General features: G+C 52.9%; 17 protein-coding genes. 1 reads left to right on the plus strand and 16 read right to left on the minus strand.

Annotated features, from left to right (window positions below):
• Positions 1-382 precede the first annotated feature (382 nt).
• From F3H12_RS04720 to F3H12_RS04790, 15 genes are all read right to left on the minus strand, one after another.
• Positions 383-1177, minus strand: a complete 795-nt coding sequence (locus F3H12_RS04720) for a CAP domain-containing protein (protein ID WP_149678212.1) — start codon at positions 1175-1177, stop codon at positions 383-385.
• A 205-nt stretch (positions 1178-1382) separates the two neighbouring features.
• Positions 1383-2258: an Hsp33 family molecular chaperone HslO gene (gene hslO / locus F3H12_RS04725; RefSeq protein WP_149678213.1), complete on the minus strand. Its 876-nt coding sequence runs from the start codon at positions 2256-2258 to the stop codon at positions 1383-1385.
• A gap of 83 nt (positions 2259-2341) precedes the next feature.
• A complete protein-coding gene (locus tag F3H12_RS04730) occupies positions 2342-3289 on the minus strand; it encodes a zinc dependent phospholipase C family protein (RefSeq protein WP_149678214.1) in 948 nt (315 codons plus the stop codon).
• A gap of 40 nt (positions 3290-3329) precedes the next feature.
• Positions 3330-4481: a non-hydrolyzing UDP-N-acetylglucosamine 2-epimerase gene (gene wecB / locus F3H12_RS04735; RefSeq protein WP_149678215.1), complete on the minus strand. Its 1152-nt coding sequence runs from the start codon at positions 4479-4481 to the stop codon at positions 3330-3332.
• A complete protein-coding gene (locus tag F3H12_RS04740) occupies positions 4478-5710 on the minus strand; it encodes an MraY family glycosyltransferase (RefSeq protein ID WP_149678216.1) in 1233 nt (410 codons plus the stop codon). The genes wecB and F3H12_RS04740 overlap by 4 nt, the downstream gene beginning before the upstream one ends.
• Position 5711: 1 nt before the next feature.
• Positions 5712-6200, minus strand: coding sequence for a deoxycytidylate deaminase (locus F3H12_RS04745; protein ID WP_149678217.1), 489 nt, complete (start codon positions 6198-6200; stop codon positions 5712-5714).
• Positions 6201-6217: 17 nt separating this feature from the next.
• Complete coding sequence (gene upp, locus F3H12_RS04750; protein WP_149678218.1) at positions 6218-6847, minus strand: uracil phosphoribosyltransferase; 630 nt, start codon at positions 6845-6847, stop codon at positions 6218-6220.
• Between the two features lie 17 nt (positions 6848-6864).
• Entirely contained in the window at positions 6865-7317 is a 453-nt protein-coding gene (rpiB, locus tag F3H12_RS04755; RefSeq protein WP_149678219.1) for a ribose 5-phosphate isomerase B, read from the minus strand.
• Between the two features lie 37 nt (positions 7318-7354).
• The gene (locus F3H12_RS04760; protein WP_149678220.1) at positions 7355-7825 is read right to left on the minus strand and encodes a low molecular weight protein arginine phosphatase; all 471 of its coding nucleotides are present in this window, start codon (positions 7823-7825) and stop codon (positions 7355-7357) included.
• Between the two features lie 69 nt (positions 7826-7894).
• The gene (locus tag F3H12_RS04765; protein ID WP_149678221.1) at positions 7895-8941 is read right to left on the minus strand and encodes an L-threonylcarbamoyladenylate synthase; all 1047 of its coding nucleotides are present in this window, start codon (positions 8939-8941) and stop codon (positions 7895-7897) included.
• A gap of 275 nt (positions 8942-9216) precedes the next feature.
• The gene (locus F3H12_RS04770) at positions 9217-9633 is read right to left on the minus strand and encodes a flagellar protein (RefSeq protein WP_149678222.1); all 417 of its coding nucleotides are present in this window, start codon (positions 9631-9633) and stop codon (positions 9217-9219) included.
• 11 nt (positions 9634-9644) lie between these two features.
• Complete coding sequence (locus F3H12_RS04775) at positions 9645-10124, minus strand: flagellar protein FlgN (protein ID WP_149678223.1); 480 nt, start codon at positions 10122-10124, stop codon at positions 9645-9647.
• 11 nt (positions 10125-10135) lie between these two features.
• Positions 10136-10546 carry a flagellar export chaperone FliS gene (gene fliS / locus F3H12_RS04780; RefSeq protein ID WP_149678224.1) on the minus strand — a complete coding sequence of 137 codons (411 nt, stop codon included), beginning with the start codon at positions 10544-10546 and terminating at the stop codon, positions 10136-10138.
• Positions 10547-10592: 46 nt separating this feature from the next.
• Positions 10593-12530, minus strand: a complete 1938-nt coding sequence (gene fliD / locus F3H12_RS04785) for a flagellar filament capping protein FliD (protein ID WP_149678225.1) — start codon at positions 12528-12530, stop codon at positions 10593-10595.
• Between the two features lie 7 nt (positions 12531-12537).
• A complete protein-coding gene (locus F3H12_RS04790) occupies positions 12538-12906 on the minus strand; it encodes a flagellar protein FlaG (RefSeq protein ID WP_149678226.1) in 369 nt (122 codons plus the stop codon).
• Between the two features lie 364 nt (positions 12907-13270).
• On the opposite strand from F3H12_RS04790, the gene F3H12_RS04795 reads away from it, so the two are divergent.
• Complete coding sequence (locus F3H12_RS04795) at positions 13271-14653, plus strand: flagellin N-terminal helical domain-containing protein (protein WP_149678227.1); 1383 nt, start codon at positions 13271-13273, stop codon at positions 14651-14653.
• Positions 14654-15033: 380 nt separating this feature from the next.
• On the opposite strand, the gene csrA is transcribed toward F3H12_RS04795, so the two are convergent.
• Positions 15034-15282, minus strand: coding sequence for a carbon storage regulator CsrA (gene csrA, locus F3H12_RS04800; protein WP_149678228.1), 249 nt, complete (start codon positions 15280-15282; stop codon positions 15034-15036).
• Positions 15283-15304 lie beyond the last annotated feature (22 nt).

Below are 15304 nucleotides of genomic sequence, written 5' to 3' on the forward strand. Positions count from 1 at the left end.
ATCTTCATTCTTAATTATCATTTCCGTCACCCAATAATATTTTACTATATTAATGCAAAAAAGCCCAGTTCTCACTGGACTTTTTCGACAGTCTGACAGGAACCCTCGGGTTCCTGCTTTGTTCATCCATGAACTGTTTTTACTCGTCCTTATTGTTCTGAGCGTTCTTGTTCTTGTTGTTGTTCTGCTTGTTAGCTTCGTTCTCGCAGTTTTTCTGCTTGTCTTTGCCCATTTATTCCACCTCCGAGGTTTATTTTGTCCTGCGCCGGTGAAAATATGCGCCCGAAAATACTAATCTTTACCCGGTTGTATATTCAACGGCTGCATTCCTTTCCGCCTGCCGCTTTCGCCGGTGCTCATTCCCGGACAGACCCGGGAGAGATTACTTCTTGATGAACATCTGCACAAACAGGTAGCCGTACTTGTTGCTCCTGGTGATGCCAATACCGGTATAGTTATAGTCGCCGTTGAGGATATTGGCCTTGTGTCCCGATGATTTCATCCAGGCGTTCACGGCTCCCTGGATGGTGGAGTTACCGGCTATGTTTTCAGCAGCGGCCTTGAAGGATATGCCGAACTGCCTCATCATGTCGAAGGGCGAGCCATAGGTCGGGGAATAATGGGAGAAATAGTTGTTCTGGGCCATGTCATTGGCCTTGGTACGGGCCACCTTCATCAGCTCCATGTCCACCTGGAGCGGCGGAAGGCCTGCCTTGGCACGCTCATTGTTGATAAGGGTCAGGAGCTGTTGCTCTTCGCTGGTCAGCCCGGTGGTCGTCTTGGGTGTGGACGGGCTGGGCGCCGGGGTCGCTGCGGGCTGTTTCGGCACGGTCGTGCTGCCGGAACCCGCCTGCTTCTTGAAGGTCTCTCCGTCCATCAGGTATTGCTTGGCCACACAACCCACCTTGTCGGTGTCCGGATCATAGACCACATACCAGTCGCCTATCTTGGAAAGCACGTTCACCCACTTGTTCTTTTTCAGAACCTGTATGATGGAATGCTTGGTGGATGGTCCTGTCCGCATGTTGAGCTCATTGGCAATGACTACGCCACTGATGAAATCCACATCTTCAAAGGTCTGGGCAGCCCTGGCCTTCGGCATGCCGCCGCCGGACAAGCACATGACGCTCAGTGCAAAAAACACTGTCAGCGTTGCAGCCAAAAAACGTCTTTTCATACTCTCCCTCCATTGTCTTATTTTGATTGCCTGGTTAGTATTCTCTTTTTTCCGGACAATTATTTGAGTATAAAAATATGGCAACAACCATTAAGTATTGTTGCCACATTGTTCTGATTATATAATCCGCTGGCCGCCGGCGGAATATCTGCTTTTCAGCCGTACCCCTCTCCTGCCCGGGTGCGTTCTCATAGGACAGGACTTCTCAGCCAAGGCTTTGAATGATTTTATCCAGTTCTTCCGGGGTGAAGATGTACTTTCGATTGCAGAAATGACAATGGAGTTCGGTATCCTGTTTGTCCTGGGCGATCTCCATCAAATCCTTTTTCCCCAGGCTGATGAGATTCCTTTCCATTCTCTCCCTGGAGCAATTGCACCGGTAATGGACCTCGCTATGCCCCAGGATCCTCACAGGCTTTTCCTGGAAGAGCTCGTGTATGATCGCTTCGGGCGTGAGTCCGTTGGATACCATGTTGGTTATGGGCGGAAGTTTCATAATCCTTTCCTCAAGAAAAGCGATCAGTTCTTCCGGCGTGTCGGGCATGAGCTGCACAAGCAATCCCCCGGCAGCCAGGATATGCCCCTCTGGCGCAACCAGCACACCCAGGTTCACAGCCGTGGGAATCTGCTCCGAGGAGGCGTAGTAGAAAGCAAGATCTTCGGCGATTTCACCGGAAACCAGGTTCACATAGCCAATATACGGCTCCTTGAGCCCGATATCCTTGATCACGTTCATGTAGCCCTTTCCCACGGCGCCCTTGATATCAAACTTGCCCTTATCGTTCAGGGGCAGGTCGAAGAAGGGGTTGTGCACATAGCCGCGAACATTGGCATTGGCATCGGTCACCGCAACGATGCCACCAATCGGGCCGTCCCCCTTGATCTGGATGGTGATGGTATTGCTCCTGTCCTTGAGGGTTTGGGACATGAGGGCTGCCCCGGTGAGCGTTCTGCCCAGGGCAACGCAGGGGGTCGGGTTCATGCTGTGAATGTTTCTGGCTTGCTCCACGGTTTGGGTAGTAACGCCCGCATAAACGCTGATGGTATCTGCCACCAAGGCTCTGACGATATAGTCCTGCATGGCTCCTCCTCTGAATGTTCTTAAATCTTATTTTGCTCGAAAAAGCTTTGAATCTTTCCGGAAAGCATTGTAAACGGCAGGTCTTATGGACCGTCACAGGGCAGACCCGTGTCATAGCTGAGATCCGGAAAAAGCCCGTCGATGGGTTCTCCCTTCAGGATGCCCGCAAATACCCCGTTGATGTGATTGGCCGCCTCAAAGGAAGCCTTGCTCAGGATTTCATCCACCGATTCCCGATGGGCTTCCCCCGCCTTAAAGGGATGCGTCCAGGTCCGCCGCTTCCGGTTGGCCCAGTCGACAGTCTCATCCAGTAAGGCCGGATAGGGCACCTTGGGCGGTTTTATTCCGCCTCCGGTAAAGGCATCCAGCCAACCGACCAGCTCTTTCTTCCATCCCCTGGGATCATACAGAAGATCATGGCCCCTGTAAAAATCGGAGAGGACTCTGTTCAGGCTTTTCTCATCGGCCCGGACACCATAAAGGCTGGCAAAGGCCTCCAGGAGAAAATCCCTTACGCTTTTGGGCCACTGCCTGCCGATATCCACGTACTTCCGGGTTTTCACCTTACAGGCGGAAGACATGCGCCTTTCCTTCCAGAACAGCACGTCCAGCGCCATTTCAACAGCCTGGTGCGTTGTGCTGACCAGGCGCCCGTCCACCGACCATATCCAGTTTTCCGCCGCCCAATAGACATAGGGATGGATCAGGCGGTCGAGGGTGAAATGGCAGATAAAGCCCGAAAGGTATGCGGCAAGCTCCAGCCATTCCTGCTCCCAGGACACCTTTTGAAGCCGGCTGAATCCCATTTTCAGGAATGCGCCGGTATGCTTTTTGTGCATGGTATGTCCCAATTCCCTTAACGGGCTTCTTTTGCCGCCCGATATGAACTCATAAAAAAACAGGGGATCAGGCCCCTGGGCGCCAAGCCGGTACAGCGTCCTGTACCTTTGAATGCCCTCCAGCACCCTTCGGCTTTCAATTTTCTCCAAGACGTCGTCCGACAACAGGATATGCATCAGAAAATCGGCCATGGATCCTCCTTCAGGATATCATCATGGGAAATATCCCGCATCAAGCCACAAAATCTGCAGGCCTTTCCCCGGTGATGCCAAAACCGTGAAGCAGCGCTTCAACAATGCGTCGGGACGCCCTGCCATCCCCATAGGGATTAACGGCCCGCGCCATTTTTGTATAGAGTTCCTCCCTGTCCAGAAGCTCCCTGACAGACCGGTAAACGCTTTCATAACCTGTACCCGCCAGGCGGACCGTTCCTGCCGCCACGGCCTCTGGTCTTTCGGTTTCATTGCGGAGGACCAGCACAGGCTTTCCGAGGGCCGGCGCTTCCTCCTGCAGGCCGCCCGAATCGGTCAGAACCAGATAGGAACGCGCCATCAGGTTATGCATCTCCTGGACATTGACAGGCTTAATCAGGTGTATCCGGGGATGATCCCCAAGAATTCTACGGGCCGGCTCGCCCACCAGGGGATTCAGATGCACCGGGTAAATGATGTGAACGTCGGTAAAATCATCGGCAATCTTCCTGACGGCTGCAAAGATCTCCTCAAAAGGCCTGCCGATGTTCTCACGTCGGTGTGCCGTCATGGCGATCACCCTTTTATTGTCAAAGGAAAATCCCTTCAGAAAGGGATCCCCGAAGACAAAGCCGTCGGAAACGGTTGTGGACAAGGCATCGATCACCGTATTGCCGGTCACATAGATTTTTTCGGGGCTTATGCCTTCCCGGATCAGGTTCTCCCTGTTGGATACGGTAGGCGCAAAATGCAGATCGGCAATCGCGCCGGTAAGCCTCCTGTTCATCTCCTCCGGATAGGGAAAATACTTGTCGTGGGTCCTGAGGCCTGCCTCCACATGCCCCACCCGGATCTTCAGGTAGTAGGCAGCCAATGCGGCGGCAAAGGTCGTGGTGGTGTCCCCGTGGACCAGCACGATATCAGGGGCCGCTTTTCCGAACACATCATACAGGCCCTCCAACGCCCTTGTGGTGATATCCGCAAGTGTCTGCCTGTCCTGCATGATGTTCAGATCGTAATCCGGACGGATACCGAAGATATCCAGCACCTGATCCAGCATCTCCCTGTGCTGGGCTGTGACGCACACCGACGATTCCATGTATGGATTTGCTTCCAACGCCTTTACCAGCGGCGCCATCTTAACCGCTTCGGGACGCGTCCCGAATACGGACATGACCTTGATTCTCTTCATGATCCCGCTCCTTTATCCTTATCGGTCGTGTCGGATCCTTCCGCCGGTTTCCCCGGTTCTTCAGAGTGCTGGAGACCGGATGCCGCTTCAAGGCTGGCTTCATCCACGCCCTTCTCCTTGCCGGTCTTCGCCGGATGACCATTGATCGGAAGATCCTTGTTCATCTCGGATATGTTCCTGGCGCCGCCTACCATGAACATGACAATGAGGATCAAAAGTATAATTGAAGGCAAGAGCCCCTTATCCACCAGCACAATGGACAGAAGCCCCAATGCACCGCTTATTACGTATAGGATCACAACCGACATTTTATGGCTGAACCCCATATCGATAAGCCGGTGGTGGATATGCCCCCTGTCACCCTCGCCGATGGGTCTTCCGTTGGCAATACGCCTCAGGATGGCAAACAGGGTATCAAAGATGGGAAGGCCCAGCACCAGGATGGGGATGGCCAGGGCCAGGGTTGTAACCGATTTCAGGGTTCCTTCAATGGACAAAACGGCCAGAATAAAGCCCAGAAACGTGGCGCCCGTGTCTCCCATGAAGATCTTGGCGGGATTGAAGTTATAGGGTAGGAAACCGAATATGGCACCGGCCAGCGAGACTGCCGCCAGCGCGATGTCATCCTGTCCGCGGATGACCGCAACGATGAACAGGGATGCGGACGCAATTCCCGAGACACCTGCAGCAAGCCCGTCAAGCCCGTCAATCAGGTTGATGGCATTGGTGACACCCACAATCCAGAATATCGAAATGAGAAAGGCAATGGTTTCTCCCAGGATGTAGGTCATCCCGTTATCGGCACCCGATGTGAAAGGCATGGTAATGGAAATGATACTGGTGCCCGTTGCGACGACCACACTGGCTGCCAGCAGTTGAACAACAAACTTAACACCGGCCTTCAGGGGTCTGATATCGTCCACGATGCCCAGCACCACGATGATCAGCGCGCCGAAAATGATGCCCAGGGATTTTGGCCGGGACAGGAAGAACAAGAACTCGGATAAATCCCGGGACGCAAAGCCATAAACCATGGCGATGACAAAGCCCGCAATAATGGCCAGACCGCCAAAAAGCGGCATGGGCTTCTTATGCATGCGCCTGTTGTCCCTGGGTACGTTTACCGCGCCCGTGCGAAAAGCGATCCTTCTGGCGATGGGGGTGGAAAAAAAGGCAATGATCAGTGCTACGGAAAAGGCTACCAGATGTTCATATTCAATGGTTATCATTTCACACCTCGGACCTCTTTACAATCCCCGGGTCAAAACCATGCGACGGTTCTTCATATTTAACCACCCGGATGCCAGCTTCCTTCAACAATTCCATGGCAAGCTCATCCGGGTAATCACCCTTGAAGACAATCTTTGAGATACCGGCGTTGATGGCCAGCTTCGCGCACATGACACAGGGCTGTGTCGTCACATACAGGATGCTGTTTTTGACGCTGGTTCCCGAATAGGCGGCCTGGGCGATGGCATTCTGTTCCGCATGGGTGGCACGGCAGATCTCATGCCGCTGGCCCGACGGCACGCCCAGTTTTTCGCGGAGGCATCCCACCTCCAGGCAGTGTTTGCAGCCCACCGGCGCGCCGTTATAGCCCGTTGCCAGGATCCGCTTGTCTTTGACCAGCAGGGCGCCAACCTGGCGTCTCAGACAGGTGGAACGCGTCTTGACCAGTTCCACAATGCTCATAAAATACTCATCCCAGGTAGGACGCATGTGCACCTCTCCTTGTCCTATTTGGTCCCGAACAGCCTGTCGCCGGCGTCGCCGAGACCCGGTACAATGTAGCCGTCGTCATTCAGCGTCTCATCGACAGCCGCACAATAGATGGCCACGTCGGGATGCTCCCTGTGAAGCCTCTCAATGCCCTGCCTGGATGCGATGAGGCAGACGAACTTGATGCTCTTTGCGTTGTTTCTCTTCAGAACCTTGACGGCGTCACAAGCCGAACCGCCGGTTGCCAGCATGGGATCGAGCACAACCACATCCCGTTCGCTGATATCTTCGGGCAGCTTGCAATAATACTCCACGGGTTCCAGGGTGTCATGATCCCGGTACAGCCCGATATGGCCGACCCTGGCCATGGGAACCAGTTTTAAAAGGCCGTCCACCATACCCAGCCCGGCACGCAGGATGGGAACGAAGGCCAGCTTTTTGCCCGAAATGACTTTCGTCCTGGCGTGGCCAATGGGGGTTTCAATCTCAACCTCTTTCAGCGGGATATCCCGTGTGACCTCATAGCCCATCAGCATGGAGATCTCCGATACCAGTTCCCTGAACTCCTTGGCGCTGGTGTTCTTGTCCCGCAGCAATGAGATCTTATGCTGGATGAGAGGATGATCGAAAACAAAGACATTATTCATTTTATTAACCTCCAAAGTCATTTTAGATACCTGTTCTCAATATCATGAACCTTATTGATCCTGTTTGCGTGCCGTTCCTCGTTGGAAAAGGGTGTTTTGATCCATTCATCCACGATGGCCGCCGCCAGTTTTTCTCCAACAATAAAAGCGCCCATGGCCAACACGTTGGTGTTGTTGTGTTCCCTTGTAAGCCGTGCTGAAAGCAAGTCATGGCAGAGCGCGCACCGAATTCCCCTGATCTTGTTGGCCGCGATAGAAATGCCTATACCTGTTGAGCAGACCAGAACCGCCCTGTCGCATTTGCCCTCCGTCACCAGCTGACAGGCTTTGAGGGCATAATCGGGATAGTCCACCGATGATTCGTCATAGGTTCCGCAGTCGGTGCATTCATGTCCCTGTTTTGTCAGATGCTCTTTTATGAATTCCTTAAGGCGAAAACCGCCGTGATCACTGCCTAAAGCGATACGCAAGCCCATTTCCCCCTCTCTTTCATTGATTGTATAGTAATCAATCCTTATTGTCAAAAATTTTGTCGGCGATATGCATCAGCGCATTTTCTATCTCGCTGGCACACTGCCTGTAGACCTCATAATCACCGCCGAACGGATCGGATATGCCCGAACCGGTATCCCGGATCTCGGCATAGTCCTTGATTGTGAAAACCTTGTCGGCAGCTTCGGGCCACACATCCAGGATCATCCTCCTGTGTTCCTCGGTCATGGTCAGGATCAGCCAGGCACTCCTGATATCGTCAATATCCAGAACCCTGGCCCTGTGGGATGTGATATCGAGCCCGTACTCATTTTTAAGTACCTCGATGGCCTCATGGCTGGCCGGATCGTTCTCAAAAGCGTATATTCCGGCCGAGGAAACCACGATATCCTTTCTGTTCCGCTGATCCAGGAGGTGGTTGAACAGGGCTTCAGCCATGACACTCCTGCAGGTATTGCCGGTACAGACAAACAGAATCTTTCTCATAGGGTCCATCCTTTCATTCATCATCAAAAAGCGGTTCCTTCTCATCCTGCCAGGGTTTCGGATGATGCCTCAGACCCGGATCATCCTGCCGCCTGCCGCTTTTTTCAGGCGGTTCATGATGGCAAGGCCGATCCCCTCTTCCGGGAAGGTTTCCGAAAAAATAACCTCCACACCCTGATCGTCAAATTCGCGCAGGCATCTGTAAATGGCCGCCGCCACAGCCTCGGGTTCCTGCCTGGATCCGGGGCTCAGCACCACATCAGCGGCGTAACTCATCTGGGTTTCGGAAGCAGCCAGAACGCCGGTCTTCCTGTTCTTTGCCCGGTTTTCCGCCACCAGCGCATTGATGGTATCCGCAACCCGTTCCGGTTCCCCGCACACGAGAGTCATCTCAGCCTTCGGGGAATAGTGCCTGTACTTCATGCCGGGAGACTTGGGCACGGTATTTCCGCCCATTTCCGGCAGTTTATCCACCTGGACGGGACCAATGACCCTTTCCAGCATTTCCACGCTAATCCCGCCCGGCCTTAAGACCACCGGGGAGTCTGCGGTCATATCCAGGACTGTCGATTCCAGCCCGACCGAAGTGCTTCCACCGTCAATAATGTAATCAATGCGCCCCGAAAGGTCCTCGATCACATGGTCAGCGCATGTGGGGCTGGGCCTTCCGGACAGATTGGCGCTGGGCGCGGCGACGGCCACCCCTGACAGGCGGATCAGCGCCAGCGCAATCGGGTTTGCCGGCATGCGCACGGCCACGGTGGACAGCCCTGCCGTTGTTTCATCGGGTATCTCTGCGGCCTTGGGAAGGATCAGGGTCAGCGGACCGGGCCAGAAGGCTTCCATCAGCCGGCGCGCCTTTTCGGGTACCGTGGCGGCAATGGACTCCAGCTGCTCTATGTCCGAGATGTGCACGATCAGTGGATTGTCCGAGGGCCTTCCCTTGGCTTCGAAGATCTTCCGCACGGCCCGGGCATTGCGGGCATCCGCCCCCAGACCGTACACCGTCTCGGTGGGAAAGGCCACCAGTCCACCTGCGGCCAGCGACTGCGCGGCAGGAAGCAGCTCCTCCGGCTTAAAATCGCTTTGGTTTATCCTGATAACAGTTGTTCTCATAGCATCGCCCTGTTTCGTTTGTCGCTGCACTTGTCCGTTTTTCCCAAACTTACCTCTGGATATTATATCAGAATACACAGGCTGATTGAAACGCTGCATGGCAGTTATTAAAATTATGAGGATTGCCTGAAGATTTCATGCGGTTTTTCAGCCCATCCCGCATCAGTTGCATGCCGCTTTGGATCCAAAGCGGCTCTTTTAGGCTCATGAACAGGCCGATGGGGCTGCCGGCGCGTAAGCCGACAACCCCATCCCTTTATCGAATATGCCAGTTTTTACTTTTCATCCTTTTCATAATACCGGACTTCGCGGGTATACTTGTGCTTGTCCTCCTTGAACTTGCCGTATGGTGTGATCTTTACGCCTTTCAACTGTTTGGCGGTTCCTTCCCTGTAACAGATGTCACAAAAGCGGCCGCTGTTCACAGGCTTTCCGCACAGCTCACACCGGAGGAAACCCTTGTTGTCCCCTACGATCTCCAGTCTTTCCTCTTTCAGATAGCGCTTGATCTGCCGCAGCGACACACCCGTATGCTGCATGACCTCGGTGGTGCTGGCTCCCTGGTGTTCCGACAGGAAATCCTTGATCTTTTTAAAATCCTCCTCGTCCAGGGGCGCGCAGACGGGACAGACATTTTCCAATCCTCTTCTCTCAAACATGCGACCGCATCGCTGACACTCGTAGTTTGCCATAGTCCCCTCCGTTACTTTTTTTGATCAAAATAGGGATTGGCAAGATTCTGCCCGGGGCGCAGGTAGGCCGCACTAACCTTTCTGAAACTGTTGGACTGGCTGATTTTGCCCTTGAGTTCGGCTATCCTGCTCTTCACCGCCGCGGTATTTTCATCATCCACGACCTTGATTTCGCGGAGGATGTCAAGAACAGCAGCGGTATTCTCCTTCAGTTCCGCAGCGCCGGGAATCTGCCAGGCGGGCAATTCGTCGAGGGATTTTATCCCCAATGTCCGCTTAAGCCCCTGCAGATAGACCAGGAACTGCTCGTCCAGCTTGTCCACCGCATCCATCCTCGCCTGCTTTTTGGCGATGAGGAGTTCCAGTTCATCCATGTCGTCGCCGGCAATGGCTTCTTTCTGAAGACGGGTCAGGTCCAGCATCTCCTTAAGCCGCGCCTGCTTCTGGACAAGGATTTCATTGAGTCTTGAAAGATATACCTGAGGCTCCATACCGGCAGCTCCTATTTCGCCTGCTCGACAAGCTCAGGCATCTTCCGGGGATGTTTGGCAAGCTTCATGGCCTGTTCCCATGTATCCCTCAGCTGCTTTGCCATGTCGAGGACCTCTCCCAGAATGGCGGAATCCTTGTGGGTATTGGCTTCGATCAGCCTTCTGAGCATATAGTCGTAAAGCAGTTCCAGACTGGCGGCTATTTCGTATTTCTTATCCAGTGTGGCCATGAATTCCTGGATGATATCCTGGGCCCGGATGATATTGTTGTGCGCCTCTTCGGTCTTGTTCTTCTCGACGGCATCAATACCCCTCATGATAAACTTGACCAGGCCGTTGTAAAGCATCAGGGTCAATTCTTCAGGACTGGCCGTCTGGATGCTTTTTTCCTTGTATTGCTGATAGGCGTTCTGAGCTAGCATGAAAATGATCCTCCCCTGAAATCAAGCTTTGCGCGGCACTCTATGGTCAGCCCTGGTTAAATTGCATGGCCAGCCATGCGCTCTGCATATTCATCTGGCTGATATAGGTCTCCAGCACAGAGAACTGCCGGTAATAGTTTTCTTCCTTTCTGGTCAGCTTTTCAATCATGGCCTTGATCCTTTTGTCATAGTCCTCCAGTTCGTCATCCAGCAGGTTGTCGTTGTAGGTGATATCCCCCTCCATGCCTGCCTTCTCCAGGAGAACGCCCTTATTGCCGTTGGCATCCCTGTAAATGGAGATCTGATCCTCAATGATATCGGCTATCCTGTGGAAGACACCCGATTTCTTGTATCTGGATGCCTTCTGCTCGGCTGTGGATGTCCTGTAATAGGCCGGATTTTCGGGATCCACGCCGTTCAAAAGTTTGGCCACTTCATCGGGATTCTCCATCAGGGCCTTCCTGAGTTTGTCCTCATCGACCGTCAGCCTGCCCCCGTCAAGGTAGCTGGTGGTTCCGATGCCGATATCCTTCATGGTCAGGCTGCAGCCTTCAACGGGTTCATACATGGCCGTACGCATGGCTGTCAGCATCCTGCGGAGGATGTCATCATTCCTCAGAAGGCCGGTCTTGGCCTTCGCCTCCCATTTTTCGATGTCGGAATCCTTCATCTCCGCCTTTTGGGCATCGGTGAGGGGTGGGAAATTCCTGTCATACTTCTCATTGATCTTGCCGTTGAGGTAATCGATGAGCTCATTGTATTTATTGATGAAATTCCTGATATTCTCAACGGCCTTGTCCACATCCATCTCCACCGTGACGGTGTCTCCTTCGGAATCGGTGGGATGCGCTTCCTTCAGGTTGTAGGTCACGCCGTTGATGGTGAACTGGTTGGAACTTCTGACCACCTGCTGGTTCCCGTTAATCAGGATGACGGCATCCTGGCCCTCAGTGCGTTCGGCCCGGTCATCCGAAAGGCCAAGCGCGGTCAGGAAATTACCGCCAATGTCCTCCACCACCAGGTTATCGCCCTGGCCCAGCTGTTTGGAGGTCAGGGTAAATTTATCGGCCAGCTCATCATACTGGATGGTTACATTGGCCTCGGTGGTGTTGTTGATGCGGGCCAGCACCTGGGAAAGGGTCTCAGTCTTTTTGGCGGTGATAAGCTTGCCATTGATGCTGAACTGGACTTCGCCGTTCTCATTGAACTGGAGCGGTTCGGCCAGCTTGTCCTGCAGTTTTTCCAGCGTGTCGTTGAGGGATATGCGGTTGGAATCCCCGGCCTTAAGGCCAAGGGCGGAAAGACCGCTTTTTTCGGGATCTGCTGGATTTCCTACGGTCACCCTGGTGGCACCACCAGTGGTACCGATGGTCAGTTTCCCGGACTCAAAGCCCACTGTGAGCTTGCCTGTCCCAAAGGCCTTATCCAGGGCATCCTGAAGCTGTGTGGCTATATAATTCGGATCCGCCGGATTCAGGCTGTAATTATCCAGCGCGATTTCCTTCGATACCCCGTCCAGGGTTACCATGATGCTCTTGCCTGAGAGGTTCAGGTCATCGGAAACCTCACCGGTTATCGCCCTGCTCACGGGCGCGCCGCTGACAGCCTTATCCCCGGTAGCCACCTGCAGCACCTTCACCCGGTGGATTCCGGCCTGCGCGTCGGCGACGGCGGAAACATCCAGGTAGGCATTGCTGCTGGTTTTTGCCGACATCACCTTGACGGAATTGGTGGACAGGATATAGGACGAGCGGTTCACAATGTCGAAGAACGTACTCTTAAGTCCCCTGAGCCTGTTGATCACTTCACGGTAAGCATCCCGCTTCCATTCCACGAGGGTCCGTTTTTGGTAAAGCCTGTCCAGCGGGATTCTTTCGGCCTTCATGAGTTCCTGGACCATGGTATCGGTATCCAGTCCCGACAGCCCGGTGATCCTTGTTTTGGACGAAAATCCCGTAATGCCGCTGGTATTGAATATATTCATATATTAGTCACCTTCTTTCATCCACCAGCAGGCCCGCGATTTCGAGCATGCTGGCAAACATGTCCAGTATCTTTTCCGAAGGTATCTCCCGGATCACTTCCTTTGTTTCGCTGTCAACGACGCGAACAATGATCTCATTGGTCCTTTCATGGATCCGGAACTCCAGGTAACGGTTCTGGATGGCCATGGTCTTGTTGGCCTTTTCCACGGCTTTCCTCAGAAAGCCTTCGCTGAGCTGCCAATCGGAGGCGGTCTCCTCATACCTGGCAGCTTCCTTTACAGGGCCGGCATTCCCGGGGGATACGTTCTTCGCCGCAGTCTCCGAGGAAACCGGAGCCTTAACGGTTACATTATTTTCTATACCACCAATTCGCATACCTTTCCCTCCCGAAACAAACGAAAACTTCAAACCTCTTGCGAAATATATATCGGCATGCCGTGAAAAAAAATGAATTCATTAAAAAACAATAATAAATTATTCAAAGCAAAAATGCGATGATTAAACCGCCGGTGTAATTTTCCAAAATTTTTGTTTTGTCATCCGCCATTGTGGTAAAAAAGTATTGCGCACTCTAAAGTCGGACACAAAGTGAGACGATATATTTGGCAGAAGGAAAACTTTTTTGCCGTTCAGGCGCCGGTTCGGCAGAAAGGTTTACCCATAAACCCCGTTCCGGGTGAAAGGAACAAAACGCGGGAGAAAGGACTCTCCCGGAAAATGAATCAAGGAGGATGATTGTATGATTATCAATCACAACATTTCCGCGCTGAACACCTATCGTCAGCTGACCGTCAACAATTCCGCAACCAGCAAGTCTCTGGAGAAGCTGTCTTCCGGTTACAGGATCAACCGTGCCGGTGACGACGCTGCCGGTCTTGCCATCAGTGAGAAGATGAGAGGTCAGATCCGTGGTCTGAACATGGCTTCCAAGAACGCGCAGGACGGTATATCCCTGATCCAGACCGCTGAAGGTGCCCTCAATGAAACCCACAGCATCCTGCAGCGCATGAGAGAGCTCGCCGTACAGGCTGCCAACGGCACCAACACCGATGCGGATCGTACAGAGATCCAGAAGGAAATTGAACAGCTGAAGTCCGAGATCGACCGTATCTCCACCGACACCGAGTTCAACACCCTGAAGCTCCTGGACGGTTCCATCTCCAATAACATGAAGCTGGATGACACAAATGCAACTAAGATCCTTTCTGTGGAAGTCATGGACGACAACCTTAAGGTTGGGGATTTCACCATATCCCTCACCGGAGCAACAGTTGTAGCCGCAGCTGAAAATAACTTGAGCGGTGTCGACACGACTGTCGGATTCACATCCAGCGGAGACCCCGTCAAAATGGGGACTTATACCCTTCAAATCAAAGACTCCGGAGATGGTACTACTTTCAACCTGTATCTTGTTGATTCAAAGAAAACCGTTATTGGTACAGGTTCCGTAGATAAGGATTCCAGCGGTTCAACAACTGTTGTGTCAATAGGCGGCTTGGATTTCACATTTGACGAGACGGCAATAGCTGAAGGCGATGTAGAGATAACCGTATCCGCTGATATTGAGGGTTCTGTGACTGGACCTGACGGTACAGTGCTTGGCGCCATAGATGCTGATGACATCACCACCGGTTATGTGAATGTTGGCGGCTTAAAGATCAACTTTGACAGCACAATAACTGGCGGTTCGTCCGGTTCACCTACAGTAACCAAAGCCACCTTCTCATCCAAAGCGGTCGCCTTCCAGATCGGAGCCAATGAAGGACAGTACACCAAGCTGGCCATCAACAACATGTCATCCGAGGCTCTGGGTGTTGACGGCATTGATCTTTCAACCGGTGAAAGCGCCAGCAAGGCCATCACCACCATCGACAATGCTATTCAGCTGGTTTCCGCTGAGCGCGCCAAGTTGGGTGCCATCCAGAACCGTCTGGAACACACCATCAACAACCTGGGTACCTCCGCAGAGAACCTGTCAGCCGCCGAAAGCCGTATCCGCGACGTAGACATGGCAAAGGAAATGATGGAGTTCACCAAGAACAGCATCCTGCAGCAGGCAGCACAGGCCATGCTGGCTCAGGCCAATCAGCAGCCCCAGGGTGTACTGCAGTTGCTCAGATAATTCAATCATACAACCGGCGCAAATCAAAAGAACCGGATTTATATCCGGTTCTTTTATTATGGTTTCAGGTTCTAAAATAAATAGGTTCTATATTAAGGTTCTACATCAAATGTTGGGGTGGAACCAGTAAAATGAAGTAGCGTATGTAATAAAGGCAGATGATCAGGTATGGTCATCTGCCAATTTTGAAGGTTCTATAATAAATGTTGGGGTGCTGAAGAATGAACGCTTCAGCACTCCATCGAAATGCCGGGGCATTGGCTGAACGTCAGCAACGACCCGGCATTTGTATGCGTTCTGATAGTATGGACATGTGATAAACCATCACTGGAATCCTGTCAGCATTACAGCCCAGCAATATTGCCCGGGCTGGCCCTGCTTCAGGCCTCCGGCTCAGCGTCTCCCTTCAGCGGTCGGCCTTTCAGCCTGTCAATGACATCCCGGGAACGCATGGTGGCCAACTGGTTCTCACTCCGGATCTCCTCATAGATTTCCTTGCGGTGCACGGCCACGCTCCTGGGCGCCTTAATCCCAAGCCGCACCTGGTCCCCCTGGATATCGATGAGGGATATCTCTATATCATGGCCGATCATGACCGATTGTCCTTTTTTTCTTGTCAGTACCAACATATGGTTCAACCCCTTAATCGCG

It is taken from the genome of Thermoclostridium caenicola, from assembly GCF_900142095.1.
Taxonomy (GTDB): Bacteria; Bacillota; Clostridia; order DSM-8532; family DSM-8532; genus Thermoclostridium_A; species Thermoclostridium_A caenicola.

What these genes read in the sequence shown, in the direction of transcription:
- F3H12_RS04760 (WP_149678220.1), bottom strand. Translation starts at nt 7,825, where the DNA reads ATGAGAAAGATTCTGTTTGTCTGTACCGGCAATACCTGCAGGAGTGTC.
- F3H12_RS04745 (WP_149678217.1), bottom strand. Translation starts at nt 6,200, where the DNA reads ATGCGTCCTACCTGGGATGAGTATTTTATGAGCATTGTGGAACTGGTC.
- F3H12_RS04790 (WP_149678226.1), bottom strand. Translation starts at nt 12,906, where the DNA reads ATGCGAATTGGTGGTATAGAAAATAATGTAACCGTTAAGGCTCCGGTT.
- F3H12_RS04720 (WP_149678212.1), bottom strand. Translation starts at nt 1,177, where the DNA reads ATGAAAAGACGTTTTTTGGCTGCAACGCTGACAGTGTTTTTTGCACTG.
- F3H12_RS04770 (WP_149678222.1), bottom strand. Translation starts at nt 9,633, where the DNA reads ATGGCAAACTACGAGTGTCAGCGATGCGGTCGCATGTTTGAGAGAAGA.
- F3H12_RS04775 (WP_149678223.1), bottom strand. Translation starts at nt 10,124, where the DNA reads ATGGAGCCTCAGGTATATCTTTCAAGACTCAATGAAATCCTTGTCCAG.
- F3H12_RS04740 (WP_149678216.1), bottom strand. Translation starts at nt 5,710, where the DNA reads ATGATAACCATTGAATATGAACATCTGGTAGCCTTTTCCGTAGCACTG.
- csrA (WP_149678228.1), bottom strand. Translation starts at nt 15,282, where the DNA reads ATGTTGGTACTGACAAGAAAAAAAGGACAATCGGTCATGATCGGCCAT.
- wecB (WP_149678215.1), bottom strand. Translation starts at nt 4,481, where the DNA reads ATGAAGAGAATCAAGGTCATGTCCGTATTCGGGACGCGTCCCGAAGCG.
- upp (WP_149678218.1), bottom strand. Translation starts at nt 6,847, where the DNA reads ATGAATAATGTCTTTGTTTTCGATCATCCTCTCATCCAGCATAAGATC.
- F3H12_RS04795 (WP_149678227.1), top strand. Translation starts at nt 13,271, where the DNA reads ATGATTATCAATCACAACATTTCCGCGCTGAACACCTATCGTCAGCTG.
- F3H12_RS04765 (WP_149678221.1), bottom strand. Translation starts at nt 8,941, where the DNA reads ATGAGAACAACTGTTATCAGGATAAACCAAAGCGATTTTAAGCCGGAG.
- fliS (WP_149678224.1), bottom strand. Translation starts at nt 10,546, where the DNA reads ATGCTAGCTCAGAACGCCTATCAGCAATACAAGGAAAAAAGCATCCAG.
- fliD (WP_149678225.1), bottom strand. Translation starts at nt 12,530, where the DNA reads ATGAATATATTCAATACCAGCGGCATTACGGGATTTTCGTCCAAAACA.
- hslO (WP_149678213.1), bottom strand. Translation starts at nt 2,258, where the DNA reads ATGCAGGACTATATCGTCAGAGCCTTGGTGGCAGATACCATCAGCGTT.
- F3H12_RS04730 (WP_149678214.1), bottom strand. Translation starts at nt 3,289, where the DNA reads ATGGCCGATTTTCTGATGCATATCCTGTTGTCGGACGACGTCTTGGAG.